Consider the following 16,878-nt stretch of genomic DNA (forward strand, 5'->3'; position numbering starts at 1 on the left):
TTACTTAGCCTTTACCAAACTACTATTTTTAGTGGCAATCCATGCCATTACAGCATAAACTTTTTCAGCACCTAAACCTTCCCAAGCTGGCATTCCCCCTCGGTTCAGTTTTTGCCTTTCAGGTCCAATACCTTTCATGATGTTGTTAAACACTTCTTGATCCGTGTTGCCATGAATCCAATCTTTGTCCACAAGACTTGGTCCTACAGCACCTTCTGCCGTTGGGCCATGGCAAGCGGAACAAATTTGTTTGTAAGTTCCTTCACCTTCTTTGATCGCAACTGCATCGTCACGGTATGGATTTGATCCATCTTCTGTATTTGCAACCACTGCTTGTTTTGCAGGGAATTGTGCTTCATGTTCTGCAACTTCTTTCTCAAAGGCTACTTCTTGTGGCCATTCAGAATACCAGTGAAAGTATGCAACGTAACCGATGGAAACGATGATACTGATGAGCCAAACCAATTTCCACCAAGTGGGCATGGGATTATCGGCTTGGAAGATTCCGTCTACTTCTTTTGGTTCTTTCATTCGTATTAATCCTCCTCAAGCATTCTATACTTGGGTTTCTCCATTTCATCTTTCGTACGTTTTTTATAAACGTAGTAGGTGATGTAGGAAATTGCGATCACGAGGATCGGCAATCTCAAACTTTTATAAACGAGTAGAATGTCTGCATCGTTCATGATTTTACTTCATCCCTTTTTGTAACTCTGCTGAATCTTTACCCAGTTTTTGTAGGTAAGCAACCAGCGCGTCTCCTTCGGTTTTATCCTTGAGAAGTGATGGTGCATTGGCAAAGTCTTCTTCTGTGTAAGGAACTCCGATGGCTTTTAGGGCTTTCATGTTGGATACAACTTGTTCTACATCAACTTTATGTGATTCTTCAAATAACCATGGGTAAGCTGGCATGATGGAGTTGGGTACACCACCCACAGTTCTTGGATTGATCAAATGGTTTTTATGCCATTCGTCAGAACGAAGCATTTGAGATTCATGTGCTAAGTCTGGACCAGTTCTTTTGGAACCCCAAAGGAATGGATGGTCATAAACATACTCTCCACCTTTTGAATATCCTGTTCGTCCATATGCCTTAGTTGGATCAAATCGATCGACTTCCCATTTGAATGGTCGAACCATTTGTGTATGGCATCCGATACATCCTTCTTTTTGGTAAGTGTCACGACCTGCAAGTTCCAAAGCAGAGTAAGGTTTTACCGTAGAAATGGGAGTCACCGTTTTTGTTAAAAAGAACGGTGGGATGAGTTCAAAAAGTCCTCCAATCACAACGGCAATGGTTGTATAAAGTGTAAACTTAACACCTTTTGTGTCCCAATGATCCGCAATTTCGGAAAACCAATCTAAGAATTTGTTAAATCCTAACATTATGATTTCACTCCTATACGTAAGTCTTGTTCTACAAAACCACTATCTTTGTTTTGGATGGTTTTGATAAAGTTGTATACCATTAGTATAATTCCTGTTAGGTAGAGTGTTCCACCGATCGCGCGGAATAGTCGGAATGGTTTTAAGAACTCAACAATTTCGACCCAGTCTTTATAAACGAGTTCGCCGTTTTCGCCAACTGCTCGCCACATAGATCCTTCAGTAATACCAGATACCCACATGGAGATGATGTAGAGTAGGATACCGAGAGTTCCAAGCCAGAAGTGTGCATTGGCAAGTTTTTCACTATAAAGATTTGAATTCCAAAGTCTTGGCACTAAGTAGTAGAGTGCTGCCGCAGACATAAATCCTACCCATCCAAGAGTTCCTGAGTGAACGTGACCAATGATCCAGTCAGTATTGTGTCCAAGAGCAGAAACTGCACGAATGGAAAGAAGAGGGCCTTCAAATGTGGACATACCGTAAAAGGTAACGGCAGCTAACATCATTTTGAGGGTAGCATCTACTTTGATTTTATCCTTTGCTTGGGTCAGTGTGAGGAATCCGTTTAACATTCCACCCCAAGAAGGCATCCATAACATGATGGAAAATACCATCCCTGTTGTTTGTAACCATTCTGGAATTGGAGAGTATAATAAATGGTGAGGACCGGCCCAAATATAAATAAAGATTAACGACCAGAAATGGATGATCGAAAGTCTATGCGAGTAAATGGGTTGTTTGATGTGTTTTGGGAGGTAGTAGTACATAAGTCCCAAAAACGGAGTCGTAAGAACAAAGGCTACTGCGTTGTGTCCATACCACCATTGGATGTTGGCATCAAACACACCTGCATAAACCGAGTAGGATTTTAAGAATCCTGCTGGGATGACGATGTTGTTTACGATAAATAGAAGTGGAACCGTAACAAAAGAAGCAATGTAAAACCAAATGGCTACATACATTTGTTCTTCTTTTCGTTTGATTACTGTCATCAAGTAGTTTGCAAAGAAAATTACATACCATACAACAATCAATAAGTCGATAGGCCATTCTAATTCGGCATATTCTTTTGATTGGCTGTATCCAAGTGGTAAGGTAATTGCTGCAAGGACAATTGATAGGTTATACAGTGCTAGATGTATTTTGGAAAGAGTGTCGTTCCACATTCTAGTTCGGCACAATCGTTGTACTGTATGATAGGCTGTGGCGAAGATAACACTCAATGCAAATCCAAATATGGCAGCATTGGTATGTAGAGGTCTTAACCTTCCGAAGCTCGTCCAAGGTAATTCAAAATTCAGCTGTGGATACACAAGTTGGAAGGCAATAATGACACCAAATGTCATTGATGCGACGCCCCAGACTAACGCTGAAATGATAAACCCTTTTACGATAAAATCATCATATTGAGTTTTTTCCGTAGCCAATGTTTCTCTCCTTAATCTTTATCAGTTCTGTATATATAGAGAACTAATTCCTTTGTATGAAAAGGACTAAGAAAAGAAAGAAAAACAGGATGGGGTTCCGATCTAGACCCCTTGATATTTGTCAAGGGCGTATTTGAGAGTTAGAATTAATCTAAAATGTAAGAGTTCGGGGTTCAACCCCTAATGCGTGTTAAAAAGTAAATTCGTAACCGAGTTGTGTGCGGTGTTCTATCCCGCGATCTCCTGCGATGGCAGTGGGGTGGTATCCAACCCGGTCTACCGAAGAACGCATAAAGAATTTTTCTTTGCGAGTGTCTTCGTAACTGAGTCCTGAACCCGTTGGATGGAAATAATAGGCATCAAAAATATTCCAAAAATAAACGAGTAGGGTAGCCACTCCAATGTATTGCATTTCTCGGTAATGCCGTTCCACAGATTCCCTTTGGCCTTTGAAAGGACCAAGTTGACTTGCTACTATTGCTTCTGTTGGAGAAACTGTTGCTGCAGACGGAGGAGTAACAGCAGCACGAAACAAACCATTGGTGGTATAAGGATTTTCTAAATTATTATAATCACGTTTTGCATTTAAATACATGCGGTGTTTGTCGTATGTGAAAAATAAACCAACGGCAATGATGGTTGGATACACGATGGCCTGTACCTTTCTCTCTTGTTTCCATTGTCCCCAACCAGGAAGGACTGCGGATCTCCAAGCCGCACCACCTCTTGTTAGGTTTTTGCGGTCTGCTTCTGCACGTTTTGCATCTTCTTCTTGTTTGCGTTTGGCTTCTGCATCAGCTGTTGCATTTTTAGCAGCTAATTCTTTTTCTAATTTTGCAGCATCCTCTTGTTCTTTTTTAAGTCTAGCTGCTTCTTCTTTTTCTCTTTTGATTCTTTCTTTGTCTTCTTCTGCTTTACGAAGTTTGTCTTCCTCTGCGGCTGTTAGGTGGTCTTTGTAAACCACTTTAAGAATATCTGTCTTGTTGAGAACAACAACGGTTCCGTCTTCTTTGCGAATTTTTAGCTTATACTGGTCTTGTTCCACCACCTTACCTTGGAGAGTTCCTCCTTTTTTGAGGAGGATGTTCTCTGCGGTTAGGTTTGTGGTAAGCACTACCAAAAGTGTTGCGATTTTAAAATATTGTGTAATAGTAAGTTTCAAGGGTTTCTCAAATGTTGGAATATTATATAACAATCTCTATAGTGCTACTAGCTACGTTTCAATTGATCTCTCCAATGATTTCGGCAATTTGGAAGTTAGGCAAGAATTTTTTTGCCAAAGATGGTTCGAAAGTAAGTCCGCATTTGGAAAGAAATTATCCCTGCTACGACAAGGTTTGTTCCAAATGCGGTTCTTAAAATAAGAGGTTTTTTTACGTTTCTTGGTCTGAAGTTAGATACTGGTGGACTTGGTCAGCACACTTTCTTCCTTCTGAAATGGCCCAAACAATGAGGGATTGCCCTCGCCTTACATCCCCGCAGGCGTACACTTTTGGTAAAGATGTTGCGAATGATCCTGGTTTTGTTCCAAAATCAGCTTTTACATTCCCCCGACCATCTAACTCCATTCCTTCTTTCTGAAGGTCAGCGATGAGTCCTTCTTTGATGGGGTTTACAAATCCCATCGCAAGAAAAACTAAATCTGCAGGCCATTCAAATTCCGTTCCAGGAATCGGATTAAACTTTCCATTTTCTTCTTTCACTTCGGATCCGTAAATGGCAGTCACTTCCCCTTTGTCATTGGATTTAAAACCCATAGTGGAAACGGCCCATTTACGACTCACACCTTCTTCATGTGAGGTGGAAGTGCGAAGCATTTTTGGATAGAGTGGCCAAGGAGTCGAGGAATCTCTTTCCTTAGGTGGCTCTGGGAAAAGTTCAATTTGAGTGACGGACTTGGCCCCGTGTCTGTTGGAAGTTCCTACACAGTCCGATCCTGTATCCCCTCCACCAATTACGATGACATGTTTGTCTTTAGCGTTGATGATTTCAATGGCATCACCGGCAACATGTTTGTTGTTTTTGGACAAAAAGTCCATGGCGAAGTGAACACCTTTGCTTTTTCTTCCTTCAACGGGTAGGTCTCTTGGAACTTCTGATCCACAAGCAAGAACTACTGAATCAAAATCTGCTAATAGTTGTTTTGCGGTAATATCTATGCCCACATTCACATTGGTTTTGAAGGTAACACCTTCTGCTTCCATCTGTTTCATACGGCGGTCAATATGTCGTTTTTCCATTTTGAAGTCTGGAATTCCGTAACGGAGTAGGCCACCGATCCGGTCATTTTTTTCAAAGATAGTAACAGTGTGTCCGGCACGAGCTAACTGTTGACCTGCGGCAAGACCAGCGGGTCCTGAACCAACAACGGCAACTTTTTTCCCAGATTTGGAAGTGGGAGGTTGTGGGATGACCCAACCTTCTTCCCAAGCACGGTCAATGATGGTTCTTTCAATGGATTTGATTGATACCGGTGGTTCAATAATTCCTAAAGTACAAGCCGACTCACAAGGAGCAGGGCATAACCTTCCTGTAAACTCAGGAAAGTTATTTGTTTTCGAAAGATTTTCCCAAGCCTCTTTCCAACGACCTCGGTAAACAAAGTCATTAAATTCAGGGATCAGGTTATCAACAGGACATCCTGTATCACCATGACAAAAAGGAATCCCGCAGTCCATACAACGAGCGCCTTGGTCTTTGGCAACAGTCTCAAGGAAGGGTTTTTCGAACTCTTTATAGTTCTTAACTCGTTCCTTCGGTTCAATCTTCTGAAGGTATTCTTTTTTAAATTCTAAAAATCCTGTTGGTTTACCCACGAGCTGTTACCCCCTCTTTGTTTGTTTTTCCTGAAGTGTTTTCTTCATTCATTTTTTCTAATGCTTTTTTGTAATCTCTCGGAATCACTTTGATCATTTCTTTTACAACTTTTTCCCAGTTGTTTAAAACTTCTTCTGCACGTTTGGAGCCAGTATAAGTTTTATGATCTTCTATCATCTTTTTCACTTCTGCAATTTCTGATGCATCAGTTAACGGATCTAAGTCGACCATCTCTTTGTTGATGAGTGATTCTTTGTTTTTCTTTGGATCCCAAAGGTAGGCAATCCCGCCAGACATTCCAGCAGCAAAGTTACGTCCAATGTCTCCAAGGATGATAACTCGGCCACCAGTCATGTATTCACAACCATGATCCCCAGTTCCTTCTACGATGACATGAGCTCCTGAGTTACGGACACAGAATCTTTCGCCGGCAATTCCATTGACATAAGCATTTCCACTGGTTGCCCCAATGAAACAAGTATTACCAATGACAATGTTTTCTTCTGCTTTGTAAGGAGCATTTTTCGGAGTTTGGAAGATGAGTTTTCCACCACAAAGTCCTTTCCCTACATAGTCATTTCCTTCCCCAATGAGGCGAAGTGTCATTCCTTTGGTTACAAAGGCACCAAACGACTGTCCTGCGGTTCCTGTAAACTCAATATCGATAGTGTCTTCGGAAAGACCATCCACACCATATTTTTTGGTCACTTCATGACTCAGCATGGTTCCCACAGAACGGTTTAGGTTCACAATTGATGTTTGGATTTTGACCGGTTGTTTGTGGTCAATGGCACCCAGTGATTTACGAATCAGTTCGTTATCAATTTGTTCATCCAAATGGTGGTTTTGTTCTTTGGCACGATAAAGTCCTGTAGGAAATACAGGAGTTGGTCTATGAAGAACTTTTGTAAAGTCAAGACCACGTGCCTTCCAGTGGTGGTGAGGGCGTTTGAATTTGATTTTTTCTACTTGGCCAATCATTTCTTCAAAAGTTCTGAATCCAAGTTTTGCCATGATCTCACGAACTTCTTCCGCAACGAAGGTCATAAAGTTTACAACATACTCTGGTTTGCCGGTAAATTTACTTCTTAAGAATTCGTCTTGTGTGGCAACTCCCACAGGGCAAGTATTGAGATGGCATTTACGCATCATGATACAACCCACAGAAACCAGTGCTGAAGTGGAGAATCCAAATTCTTCTGCCCCAAGGAGAGCTCCCACAACCACATCTTTTCCAGTGAGGAGTTTTCCATCCACAGCAAGATAGACACGGTCACGAAGTCCGTTAGCGACAAGAGTTTGGTGGGTTTCCGAAAGTCCTAGTTCCCAAGGAGTTCCTGCATGGTGGATGGAAGAGATGGGGCTTGCCCCTGTTCCTCCTTCATGGCCTGCAATGAGGATATGATCCGCATGTGCTTTGGCAACACCCGCGGCCACTGTTCCCACACCCGATTCAGAAACGAGTTTCACGGAAACACGGGCTCTTGGATTGGAGTTCTTTAAATCAAAGATCAATTGTTTTAGATCTTCGATAGAATAGATGTCATGGTGAGGAGGAGGGGAGATCAGTGTGACTCCAGGCGTGGAATAACGAAGCCATCCAATGTATTTGTCTACCTTGTGGCCTGGAAGCTGTCCACCTTCTCCTGGTTTGGCGCCCTGAGCCATTTTGATTTGGATATCATCGGCATTCGTGAGGTATTCCATAGTCACACCAAAACGTGCTGAGGCAACCTGTTTGATCGCCGAACGCATGCTATCCCCATTCGGAAGGGTTTTGAATCGTACTGGATCTTCTCCACCTTCCCCTGTGTTGGATTTAGCACCAATTCGGTTCATTGCAATCGCAAGAGTGGTATGTGCTTCCCAAGAAATGGAACCATGGCTCATGGCTCCTGTTTGGAAACGTTTGAGAATTGATTTTACCGATTCCACTTCTTCGATCGGGATCGCTTTGGATCCTTCAAAATCAAGTTGGAACAAACTTCGTAGTGTGACGGCCTTTTCGTTTTGGTTGTCGATTAGGCTAGAGAACTCTTTGAAAACTTTGTAATCGTTGTCTTGTGTCGCTTTTTGTAGTTTGTGAACAGTGATTGGAGTGTAAAGATGGCTATCCCCATTTTTACGGTAGTAATGCACTCCACCTGGTTCTAGGTTATTCGGAAAAAAAGTAGAATCGTAAGCCGCTTTGTGGCGACGAACTGTTTCTTCTTCTAACATCTCAAGAGAAAGTCCTTCAATACGAGACTGAGTCCCTGCAAAGTAAGTATTCACTAATTCAGAATCAAGTCCCACTGCTTCAAAAATTTGAGCCCCGCAATACGATTGTAATGTGGAGATTCCCATTTTTGAAAATACTTTGAATAGTCCCTTCCCAATAGATTTGATGTATTTCTTTTTTGCGTCCTTGTAGTTTGGAACTTCTGGGAGTAAACCTTGTTGCGAAAGATCGGCAATGGTTTCAAAAGCAAGGTATGGATTGATGGCGTTAGCACCATAACCGCATAACAAAGCAAAGTGGGCCACTTCTCTTGGTTCCCCTGATTCTAAAACGATTCCTGCGCGAGTGCGGAGGCCTTCACGGATCAGATAGTGGTGGAGTCCCGCCACTGCCAGAAGGGAAGGGATGGCTGCCTTTTTTTCACCCACTCCATGGTCAGTTAAGATGATGAGGGTTACACCTTGTTCCCGAATCGCTTTGGCTGCATCAGCGCAAACACGATCCAAAGAGTTTCGCATATCATGTTTTTTAGAAGGATCAAAAAGGATGGCAAAGGTTTTCGCTTTGAAGTGACCTTCACTGATTTGTTTGATCTTTTCGAAATCTTCGTTCGTAAGAATTGGGTGTTCCAATTCCAAACGATGTGCGTGTTCCGGTTCTTCCGAAAGAAGGTTTCCTTCCGGTCCAATATAGGTTGTGAGTTCCATCACAAGTTCTTCCCGGATTGGATCAATCGGTGGGTTGGTTACTTGTGCAAAGTTTTGTTTGAAATAACGGAATAGGGGTTGTGGTTTTTCACTGAGAACAGCAAGAGAAGAATCCACACCCATGGAACCAATTGGTTCTTCGCCAGAAACTCCCATTGGTTTGATGATGGTAAACACATCTTCATGAGTATACCCAAATGCCCTTTGGCGTTCTAGAATGGTTTCGTGTTGCGGTTGTTTTACGTTCTCTGGATCTGGTAAAGATCCGAGACGAATCATATTGTCTTCTACCCATTTGCGATAAGGTTTTTGGGTAGCGATTTGTTTTTTGATTTCTTCATCATCTAGGATTTGTCCTTTCTCCATATCGATGAGAAGCATACGACCTGGACGAAGTCTGTCTTGGATTAAAACTTCTTCTGGTGGAAGGTTGAGAACTCCAGCTTCCGATGACATAATGACTTCATCATCTTTTGTGACGATATAACGAGCCGGACGAAGTCCGTTACGGTCAAGAGTTGCTCCAATGATTCTACCATCAGTAAACGCAATGGCAGCAGGCCCATCCCAAGGTTCCATAAAGGTTGCATGGTATTCGTAGAACGCGCGTTTGTCGGCATCCATAGCTTTGTTTTTTGACCATGCTTCGGGAATCATCATCATCACGGAATGGGGAAGAGACCTTCCTCCCATCACAAGTAACTCAAGAACTGTATCAAAAGTAGCAGTATCAGACTGGCCTTCCATCACGATGGGAAGCATACGGCGCAGTTCATCACCATAAAGTGGAGACTGCATTACCATTTGGCGAGCCGCCATCCAGTTCATGTTTCCACGCAGAGTGTTGATCTCTCCGTTATGTGCAATTTGACGATACGGGTGAGCCAAATCCCAAGTAGGGAAGGTGTTCGTCGAAAATCTTGTATGAGTCAAACAAAACGCAGAAGTTAAGTCAGGTGACTTTAAATCTTCATAGAATTTTTTAACTTGGTCACCAAGTAACATCCCTTTGTAAACAATCGTACGGGATGAAAAACTTGGTACGTAGTACTGGGAACGATCCAGTTTCATCTCTGCACGGATTCGTCTGTCGATGAGGCGACGGATGAGAAATAGTTTTCTTTCGAAGTCGTCAGAAGTTTTATTTTTTTTGGATTTTTTACCAATGAATACTTGTTTGAAAACAGGAATCGTTTTGGATGCAACTACACCCGCATATTCTTTGTTAATGGGAACATCGCGGAATCCGAGAAACTCTTCCCCTTCATCTACAATGATTTTTTCGATTACGTTTTCAACGGCAGTTCTAACTTCAGTGTTTTGTGGAAGGAACAAAAATCCCACTGCATAGTCGCCCTCTTTTGGCAACGTGAAGGGGAGCACCTTTCTAAAAAATGCATCGGGGATATTGATCATGATCCCTGCACCGTCACCGGTTTTTGGATCGGCCCCTTCGGCACCCCTGTGTTCTAGGTTACACATGAGGCGGATCCCTTTGTCGACGATGTCACGGGAACGTTTGCCTTTAAAATTTGCGATAAAACCAACACCACAGGAGTCTTTGTCCATGGCAGGATCATACATACCTTGGGCCTGTGGGCCGAGCGGCGGAAGGATGGGTGGTTGGTTAGATTTTGACATACGTACCCTACTCTAAAGCAATTACTGTACCTTGTTTTTGAATTTGGGTGTACTGTCCAATTATTTTGTTTTCAGCAAAATGATTTATTTTTAGGCAAAATCAAACATCAAAAAATGTTCAAATTGGGTACAATCGGCATATTAAATAATCGTTTAGTTCATAATGCGAACAAACCTATATTTTATCTAAAAAATGCTAGAGTACAAGAAACAAGCGAACTGCAACTTCCATAGGAAGATCGCTTAAATCCCAACGCACCCAATCAGAGGCATTGTACAACTCTTTTGTTAGTTTTAGAGCATCACTAAAGTCCGGTGATCCACTTTCAAAGGTTTCTGCTAAGGCTATTGTTTTTTCATAAGCTAGTTTGGTTTGGATGTGTAAGGTTTTTTCCGGTAAATCCAAAAATACGATTTTTCCGGAGTTGGGAATCCATTCGCCTTCCAATCCAATGGCCTGCTCATTTCCTTGTCCGTGGATTGAGTAAAATCGAAATCCGTTCCCTATGGATTCAATTTTGTAACTAGTATTTGATTTTGGCAAAATCCAAAAGTAATATTGCGCACCAAAGGAAAGGTAACCAAATAGAAGGATGAAAACTCCCCAAAACCAATTGTAATTCCTATCTTCTCGGATGTTGGCAAAAAACATCATCATACCCAAATGCCCAATTGCCAAAAGAGAAAATGAAAAATACCAATTTGCATTCATGATTTGGTGTTTCCATTCGATGGGAAACTTAGGCACAGTGTTTTCGTTAGGTGAGTGAATTTGTGTTTTTTCTTTTTCATTCGGTAACTCTGGTTTGACGAGAAGTTCTTTGAATGGTTTTCCCGTTTCTGTTTCTACGGGGAGAGGAAGGATTCGAAAGAATTTTTTAAATTCTCTGGAAAGCATGGAATAACGACTAAATCTTTCTTTGTTATCTTTATATTTTTTTACGGAAACTACTGCCACGGGAAGTAACAACCCGGATTTGTGATGTAAGTAGATGGTGTCTTTATACCGAGTTCCATCTTTTTTTGACTCAGATTCCGATTTGACTTGGTAGGAAATAAATTCAACAATAGGGAACTCAATATCAGGTTCCTTTGAATCACCGAAACGAATTTGATCTTTGGTTTTATCTATCGTTAACTGATAATGAAATCCATCTTTTTCTTCATAAGACTGATAACATAAATAACTAAAAGGAAGAAAAGCCACCAAAGTAAAGAGAAAACCTAATTTCCCAATATGGGTTTGTTTCCAAATCCATATTCCGGATAATGCCAAGAGAGTCCAAAAAACAATCCCAAACATCATAACATAATTGTTATAGATTCCTACTTCCACCAAAACAGAATCTGATAAAAAAGTTGTTTCCACGGCTTAAAAAAAATCTTTGATTTTTCTCATTTGTCAACTACCCTGTGGCGATGAAATTTATATTTTCAAGTTTCCGCACCGGGATTTTCTTTCTTTTTTTATTAGGGATCAACTCCGTCGAAATTTTTGCCAAAGAGATTCCCGTTTTAGAAAGACGAGTCACTTGGGATGCGGGAACCATTCCCGAAAAAGAAGCAGAAATTTGGGAAAAAATCTTAGAAGAACATGAGAAACAAACTTCGAACCAAGTGGCCATTCTCGTCGTACGTTCGTTAGAAGGTGAGATTTTAGAAGAATACAGTTTGAAAGTAGCTGAACACTGGAGGTTAGGTCAGAAAAATAAAGACAACGGTGTTCTCATTTTACTTTCTATAGAAGACAGAAAGGTGAGAATTGAAGTGGGTTATGGCCTCGAAGGAATTCTCACCGATGCCTATTGCAATCGTGTCATTCGAAACACAATGATTCCTTATTTTAAATCGGGGGAATACGTGGAAGGGATCTCCGCCGGCCTAAAAGAAATTCTTTCCACATTAGATTCAGGAGTGACTCCCGAAGAACCAAGTCTTTGGCAAAAGTTCCGATCCTTTCGTGGGATCGGTGCGGAGCAAGGTTGGCATCTCTATTTGATCGGGATTATTTTTGTAGGCATCATCTTTCTTTTTGCAACCATCTTGGCCTTCCATAGAGAGGATAACAGTATATGGGTATTTTTCTTTTTACTCGTTTTTTTTCAGTGGGTTCCTTCAATTTTTTACGGGTTCTATGGTTGGGCCTTTTGTAATTTCATTTATGTATTTGGATTTATCTTTGTTCGACTTACAAGAGAGCGGATTTCTTGGGTAAAGGCTTTGTCTGACAAAATTTCCGATTCTGTTTCTTATTCGTCTGGCAGTTCTTCGGGGGGAGGTTTTAGTTCAGGAGGCGGATCCTCTGGTGGGTTTAGCGGTGGCGGAGGGAGTTTTGGAGGGGGCGGCTCCAGTGGAAGTTGGTAAACTGTTTTTGTGACAGCCTGATGTTTGTTATACTAAACTGTGTCTAAGATTTTGGATTACATTTTTTTAATTGGATTTGATTCCTAACCAGTCTATGATCCGTTCGGCGGCTTCTTCTTTGGAAAGTTTGGATAGGTTTAACTTAAAGTGAGCGGCCTCTTGGTAAACGGGTAATCTTTTTTCTAAAATGGAACGGTATGAGGCCACCTTGGAAAGATCGGGTCTTGTGGAATCCCCCTTTACCTTTTCGATGAGTTCTTCGATTCCTCGTTCCAAATAAACGATCCTTCCGATCTTTCGGAGTAGGTCTAATTTTCGTTGGCTTGGAATTTCGTTTCCCGATTCATCCAAATCAAATAAAATTCCACCGCCACAGTCGAGGATGATCCCGTCCGCATTGACTAATTTTTGCAAAATGGAAAATTCTAATTCACGGAATTTTTTCCAGTCATAGGTCTCCACAAAATTAGGGATAGGAACCCCACCGGCTTCATAAACAGCTATGGAATCTGTAGAAACTACAGGGAAGTTTGTTTGTTTTGAAAGGGAACGAGAGACTTTAGATTTTCCAGCACCTCTTGCTCCAATAAAGATAATATTCATAAAATTTGTCTGTAACGGCTTTAGATTAAAAAGTTAGAAACTATACGTTCAATAAATCGGCAAGACCGGCTTGTAAGTCAGGGATATGAACAAAATAGGTTTCTATATCAGCTTCCGTAACACCTGTTTGGCTGAGTGCAAATGGAGAAATAGGAACAGATTCCCCACCAATATCGATTCCAATTCCAGACACCACAATTAGGATACTGGCAATATGGACAACAGAAGTTAAGAGGGGATTAGTTTTAGAATTCTCAGGTGTTAAATAATTGGCCACAACGTCAGTAAGTTCCTCGGGGAAATTCCAACGTTTCAAAAGATTCTCAGACACTTCCATATGGGTGTATCCGAAATATTTTTTCTCGAGTATTGGGAAAGGTTCTTGGTTGTCTTTGAGATCGGTTTTAATTTGCATCATCACCGGACTAAAGAACTGGGCGAGGACGATTTTACCCACACTGCATAACAATCCAGAAGTGAAGGCTAGATCCTTATCGATCTTTAGTTTTTTGTGTTGAACAATTTTACTAGAAAGTTCGGCCACAAGCAAAGAAGAACTCCAAAGTTGAGCAGCTTCCAGTTGGTAACTGTTGAGATCTTGGGAAAGGATTCCTTTGGCTGCTGTCAGAAGGACAATTTCTTTGACTGTTTTGATTCCAAGAGTCATCAGAGCTTCTTGGACAGTGCGAATGGGTTTGGAAGCTCTATAGTATGCAGAATTAGAAAGTTTAATTACATTTGCCGTGATGGCAGGGTCTTTCGAAATTTCCTGAGCAAGGTCAGCAATATTGACATCCGGTTTTTGGAGTTTCTCCAATACCTTGGACACAACCGACGAAATGGCAGGCAGTTTATTTACGTCTTGTAATACTTCATCAACCTTTGACTTTAGCATATTCGCCTAACGCACCTTATAAAGGTATTTTTCCATACCAGCTTTTTTTAACAACACGCGCCCGTCGTCACAATAAAGACTGATGGTTCGTCCCTCATTTCCCGCCACATCTTCTACTATGACGGGAATTTTCTTCTCTTCCATAAATTTTTTAACAATGACAATGTTCTGTTCCCCAATGTTTTGCAAAAAATGGGAGTTGATTCCCTTAAACATGGAAGCTCCTCCAAACATGCGACAAGAATATTGGCCAATATTGGAACCTTGTTGTTTCATCATCTCGATGAGGATGGGTAGGGCTGTTTCCCCATATTTATGTGGGAACTTGGAGGCATCCTTGCCTGTTGGATCTTTGGCAAGCATGATGTGGGAAATGGCACCCACTTTTTGATCCGGATCATACAAAACGATTCCTATGCACGAACCCAATGTAGTTCGGAGCACGTCCGTATCTTTTCCGACCTTGATGTCGGCTATTCCCACATTGATGATTTTGGATTTTATAGACATTCTACTTGTTTCTAGAGAGTGGAACCGTTACTTAGGTATTATAGATAGTAACCTTTCCTTATGCGTTCAATCAAAAAAACAGCTCCTGCCAGAAAATCTACCAAAAAAGGTTTCAAAACAACGGAACCTTATCTCTTCCAAACCATCGGAAAAACGGAAGTCCACATACTTGGAACAGCACATGTTTCCAAACAAAGTGTAGATGAAGTTGAAAAAATGATCCAAAAATTAAAACCAGATGTCATTTGTGTTGAGTTATGTGAATCACGAATGAAGTCGGTAGAAGATCCTGACTATTTAAAAAAATTAGATATATTCAAAGTTTTTAAAGAAAGAAAGATGTGGTTGTTATTATCGAGCCTTATCCTTTCTTCTTTTCAGAAAAAAATCGGTAATAAAGAGATCAAACCTGGGGATGAAATGCGTAAAGCAATCACTATGGGTCGATCCTTAAAAAAACCAGTGGTGCCCGTCGATCGAGAAATCCAAACCACCCTCAAAAGGTCTTGGGGGAATGTTGGTTTTTTTTCAAAGATGTATCTTTTCAGTGCCTTACTTGCATCACTTCTTGTTCGCGAAGATGTATCCGATGATAAAATCGAAGAGATGAAGTCGGATGATGTTTTGAAAGATCTATTCTCGCAAATTCCAAAAAAATATGAATCTGTCAAACATGTCATCATTGATGAAAGAGATGTGTATCTGGCAGAAAAAATCCGCCAGGCTGCCGAAGGGAAGTCTGCCAAAACTGTTTTGGCTGTTGTGGGTGCCGGTCACTTGGCAGGAATCGAAAAAAATATCCAAAAAGTAAACGACTTGGCAGTGTTAGACGAAGTCCCCAAACGCAAATGGTGGGACAATATTAGTATCATTCTATATCCAACATTTTTTGCGGGTCTAATTGGTTATACTACTTGGAGCCAAGGTGGGGAAGCCGGTATGGATTTGTTTTCCAAACTGATTTATATCAAAGGTGGACTTGCTGCCCTCGGTGCTCTCATTGCTTGGGCCCATCCCATTTCGATTTTACTTGCTTTTATCACGGCTCCGATTGGAACATTTGTTCCTATCTTTAAAGCGGGTTGGGTGAGTGCTCTTTCCGAATCTTATCTTCGGAAACCCCTTGTGGAAGACTTCGAACATATCGCAGATGATTCCGAATCCTTTGGTGGATTTTGGAAAAACCGTGTGCTTCATATCTTTCTTGTTTTTTTCCTTCCTCAATTTGGATCTACCATTGGAACCTTTATTGTTGCAGGAAAAGGCTTGAAGAATTTATTTTAAGAAGTAGGATAGATTCGTCTAACCATTACACAAGAAGTATATGAAACGAAAGTTCACAATTGGATTCATTCTAATTTTTCTAACCTATCTCGGGTGTAAATCATCTGTATTTGGGTTCTGTACTTCTGCAGAAAAATTTGTGGAACGGTCTTCTGTTCCGCCTTGCCACCAAACTTCTGAATCGAAAGAAAACTCCGCCGAGTCTTGTGAATGCCCCATCACCCATGAAGAACTCCAATCGGCAAATGGCCCTGATTTCCCAGTTTGGAAACAGATCAAACTTCCTGTTTGGAATGGATTTTTCGTTCTAAAACCAAAGGTTCTTTCTGGTGTTTCAACCAATTGGCTGGTTGCCGGACTTCGTCATTCTCCCCCCTACTTTCCTACCCAAACGGTCCGACTTCTGATTTGAGATGGCCACACCTATTTGTTTTAGGTGAACACGTTTCCATTTCAATTTATTTTTAAAATTTAACAGAGGTTATACAATATGAATCGCAAAGAATTATTGCAAAAAGCAGGGATGGCAGTTGCCGTTTCCGGAATTTTATCTACACTTTCCGCAGAAGACCATGACCATTCCACAATGACAATGCCTACGACAGGAAAATCAAAGTATTCCAAAGCGATGATGGCTGCTATGCACTGCCAACTTTCGGCTGAAGTTTGCCTTAGCCATTGCCTCACAGAACTTGGGAAAGGGGATAAGTCCCTCGCCGCTTGTGCCACAAGCACGAGAGAAGTCATTAGTTTGTGTGAGTCCTTTGTAAAACTCGCAAGCCAGTCTTCGGCTTATACTAAAAAGTTAGCAAATCTTTGTATTGAGGTTTGTGAGGCTTGTGCGAAGGAATGTGAAAAACATGCAGCTCACCACACTGTTTGTAAAGAGTGTCGCGATAGTTGCCTTGCTTGTGTGAAAGAATTAAAGAAGATTTAAGGATCCAATCCCACTACAAACTTTCGAAAAGTTGAAGTCGATAGGATTGAAACTTTTGCAACTGCCTGCTGTTTGGCGGGCAG

The 16,878-nt window shown here is 41.3% G+C and carries 15 protein-coding genes; 4 read left to right on the forward strand and 11 right to left on the reverse strand.

What is annotated here, in order from left to right:
• The 8 genes from EHQ24_RS07240 to EHQ24_RS07275 all read right to left on the reverse strand — a co-directional run bounded on the left by EHQ24_RS07240 (window position 1) and on the right by EHQ24_RS07275 (window position 11,571).
• Window positions 1–531: a c-type cytochrome gene (locus tag EHQ24_RS07240; RefSeq protein WP_135601007.1), complete on the reverse strand. Its 531-nt coding sequence runs from the start codon at window positions 529–531 to the stop codon at window positions 1–3.
• 5 nt (window positions 532–536) lie between these two features.
• Window positions 537–686, reverse strand: a complete 150-nt coding sequence (locus EHQ24_RS07245) for a hypothetical protein (RefSeq protein ID WP_002991638.1) — start codon at window positions 684–686, stop codon at window positions 537–539.
• A gap of 4 nt (window positions 687–690) precedes the next feature.
• Window positions 691–1,386 (reverse strand): cytochrome-c oxidase, cbb3-type subunit II, encoded by a 696-nt coding sequence (gene ccoO, locus EHQ24_RS07250; RefSeq protein WP_135601008.1) that lies wholly within the window; start codon window positions 1,384–1,386, stop codon window positions 691–693.
• Entirely contained in the window at window positions 1,386–2,816 is a 1,431-nt protein-coding gene (ccoN, locus tag EHQ24_RS07255; RefSeq protein WP_135601009.1) for a cytochrome-c oxidase, cbb3-type subunit I, read from the reverse strand. The genes ccoO and ccoN overlap by 1 nt, the downstream gene beginning before the upstream one ends.
• 190 nt (window positions 2,817–3,006) lie before the next feature.
• Window positions 3,007–3,978, reverse strand: a complete 972-nt coding sequence (locus EHQ24_RS07260; protein WP_135601010.1) for an LA_0442/LA_0875 N-terminal domain-containing protein — start codon at window positions 3,976–3,978, stop codon at window positions 3,007–3,009.
• Window positions 3,979–4,189: 211 nt separating this feature from the next.
• On the reverse strand, window positions 4,190–5,632 hold the full coding sequence (locus EHQ24_RS07265) for a glutamate synthase subunit beta (protein WP_135601011.1): 1,443 nt from the start codon (window positions 5,630–5,632) through the stop codon (window positions 4,190–4,192).
• Window positions 5,625–10,202: a glutamate synthase large subunit gene (gene gltB, locus EHQ24_RS07270; RefSeq protein ID WP_135601012.1), complete on the reverse strand. Its 4,578-nt coding sequence runs from the start codon at window positions 10,200–10,202 to the stop codon at window positions 5,625–5,627. The genes EHQ24_RS07265 and gltB overlap by 8 nt, the downstream gene beginning before the upstream one ends.
• 196 nt (window positions 10,203–10,398) lie before the next feature.
• Window positions 10,399–11,571, reverse strand: coding sequence for a hypothetical protein (locus EHQ24_RS07275; protein ID WP_135601013.1), 1,173 nt, complete (start codon window positions 11,569–11,571; stop codon window positions 10,399–10,401).
• Window positions 11,572–11,621: 50 nt separating this feature from the next.
• On the opposite strand from EHQ24_RS07275, the gene EHQ24_RS07280 reads away from it, so the two are divergent.
• Entirely contained in the window at window positions 11,622–12,566 is a 945-nt protein-coding gene (locus EHQ24_RS07280) for a TPM domain-containing protein (RefSeq protein WP_244310329.1), read from the forward strand.
• Between the two features lie 66 nt (window positions 12,567–12,632).
• Here EHQ24_RS07280 and EHQ24_RS07285 read toward each other — a convergent pair whose 3' ends face one another.
• From EHQ24_RS07285 to EHQ24_RS07295, 3 genes are read right to left on the reverse strand one after another with little or no spacing between them, the layout of a single operon-like run.
• Window positions 12,633–13,169: a shikimate kinase gene (locus tag EHQ24_RS07285; protein ID WP_135601015.1), complete on the reverse strand. Its 537-nt coding sequence runs from the start codon at window positions 13,167–13,169 to the stop codon at window positions 12,633–12,635.
• A gap of 40 nt (window positions 13,170–13,209) precedes the next feature.
• On the reverse strand, window positions 13,210–14,064 hold the full coding sequence (locus EHQ24_RS07290) for an HDOD domain-containing protein (protein WP_135601016.1): 855 nt from the start codon (window positions 14,062–14,064) through the stop codon (window positions 13,210–13,212).
• Window positions 14,065–14,070: 6 nt separating this feature from the next.
• Complete coding sequence (locus tag EHQ24_RS07295; RefSeq protein WP_135601017.1) at window positions 14,071–14,574, reverse strand: chemotaxis protein CheD; 504 nt, start codon at window positions 14,572–14,574, stop codon at window positions 14,071–14,073.
• A gap of 60 nt (window positions 14,575–14,634) precedes the next feature.
• Here EHQ24_RS07295 and EHQ24_RS07300 point away from each other — a divergent pair, with 60 nt between their 5' ends.
• The 3 genes from EHQ24_RS07300 (at window position 14,635) to EHQ24_RS07310 (ending at window position 16,795) form a co-directional block, all read left to right on the forward strand.
• Window positions 14,635–15,858, forward strand: coding sequence for a TraB/GumN family protein (locus tag EHQ24_RS07300; RefSeq protein WP_135601018.1), 1,224 nt, complete (start codon window positions 14,635–14,637; stop codon window positions 15,856–15,858).
• Between the two features lie 40 nt (window positions 15,859–15,898).
• On the forward strand, window positions 15,899–16,270 hold the full coding sequence (locus EHQ24_RS07305) for a hypothetical protein (protein WP_135601019.1): 372 nt from the start codon (window positions 15,899–15,901) through the stop codon (window positions 16,268–16,270).
• Between the two features lie 78 nt (window positions 16,271–16,348).
• Window positions 16,349–16,795, forward strand: coding sequence for a four-helix bundle copper-binding protein (locus EHQ24_RS07310; RefSeq protein ID WP_135601020.1), 447 nt, complete (start codon window positions 16,349–16,351; stop codon window positions 16,793–16,795).
• The last annotated feature ends 83 nt before the right edge of the window (window positions 16,796–16,878 follow it).

Source organism: Leptospira noumeaensis, from assembly GCF_004770765.1.
In the GTDB taxonomy this organism is placed as follows: Bacteria; Spirochaetota; Leptospiria; order Leptospirales; family Leptospiraceae; genus Leptospira_A; species Leptospira_A noumeaensis.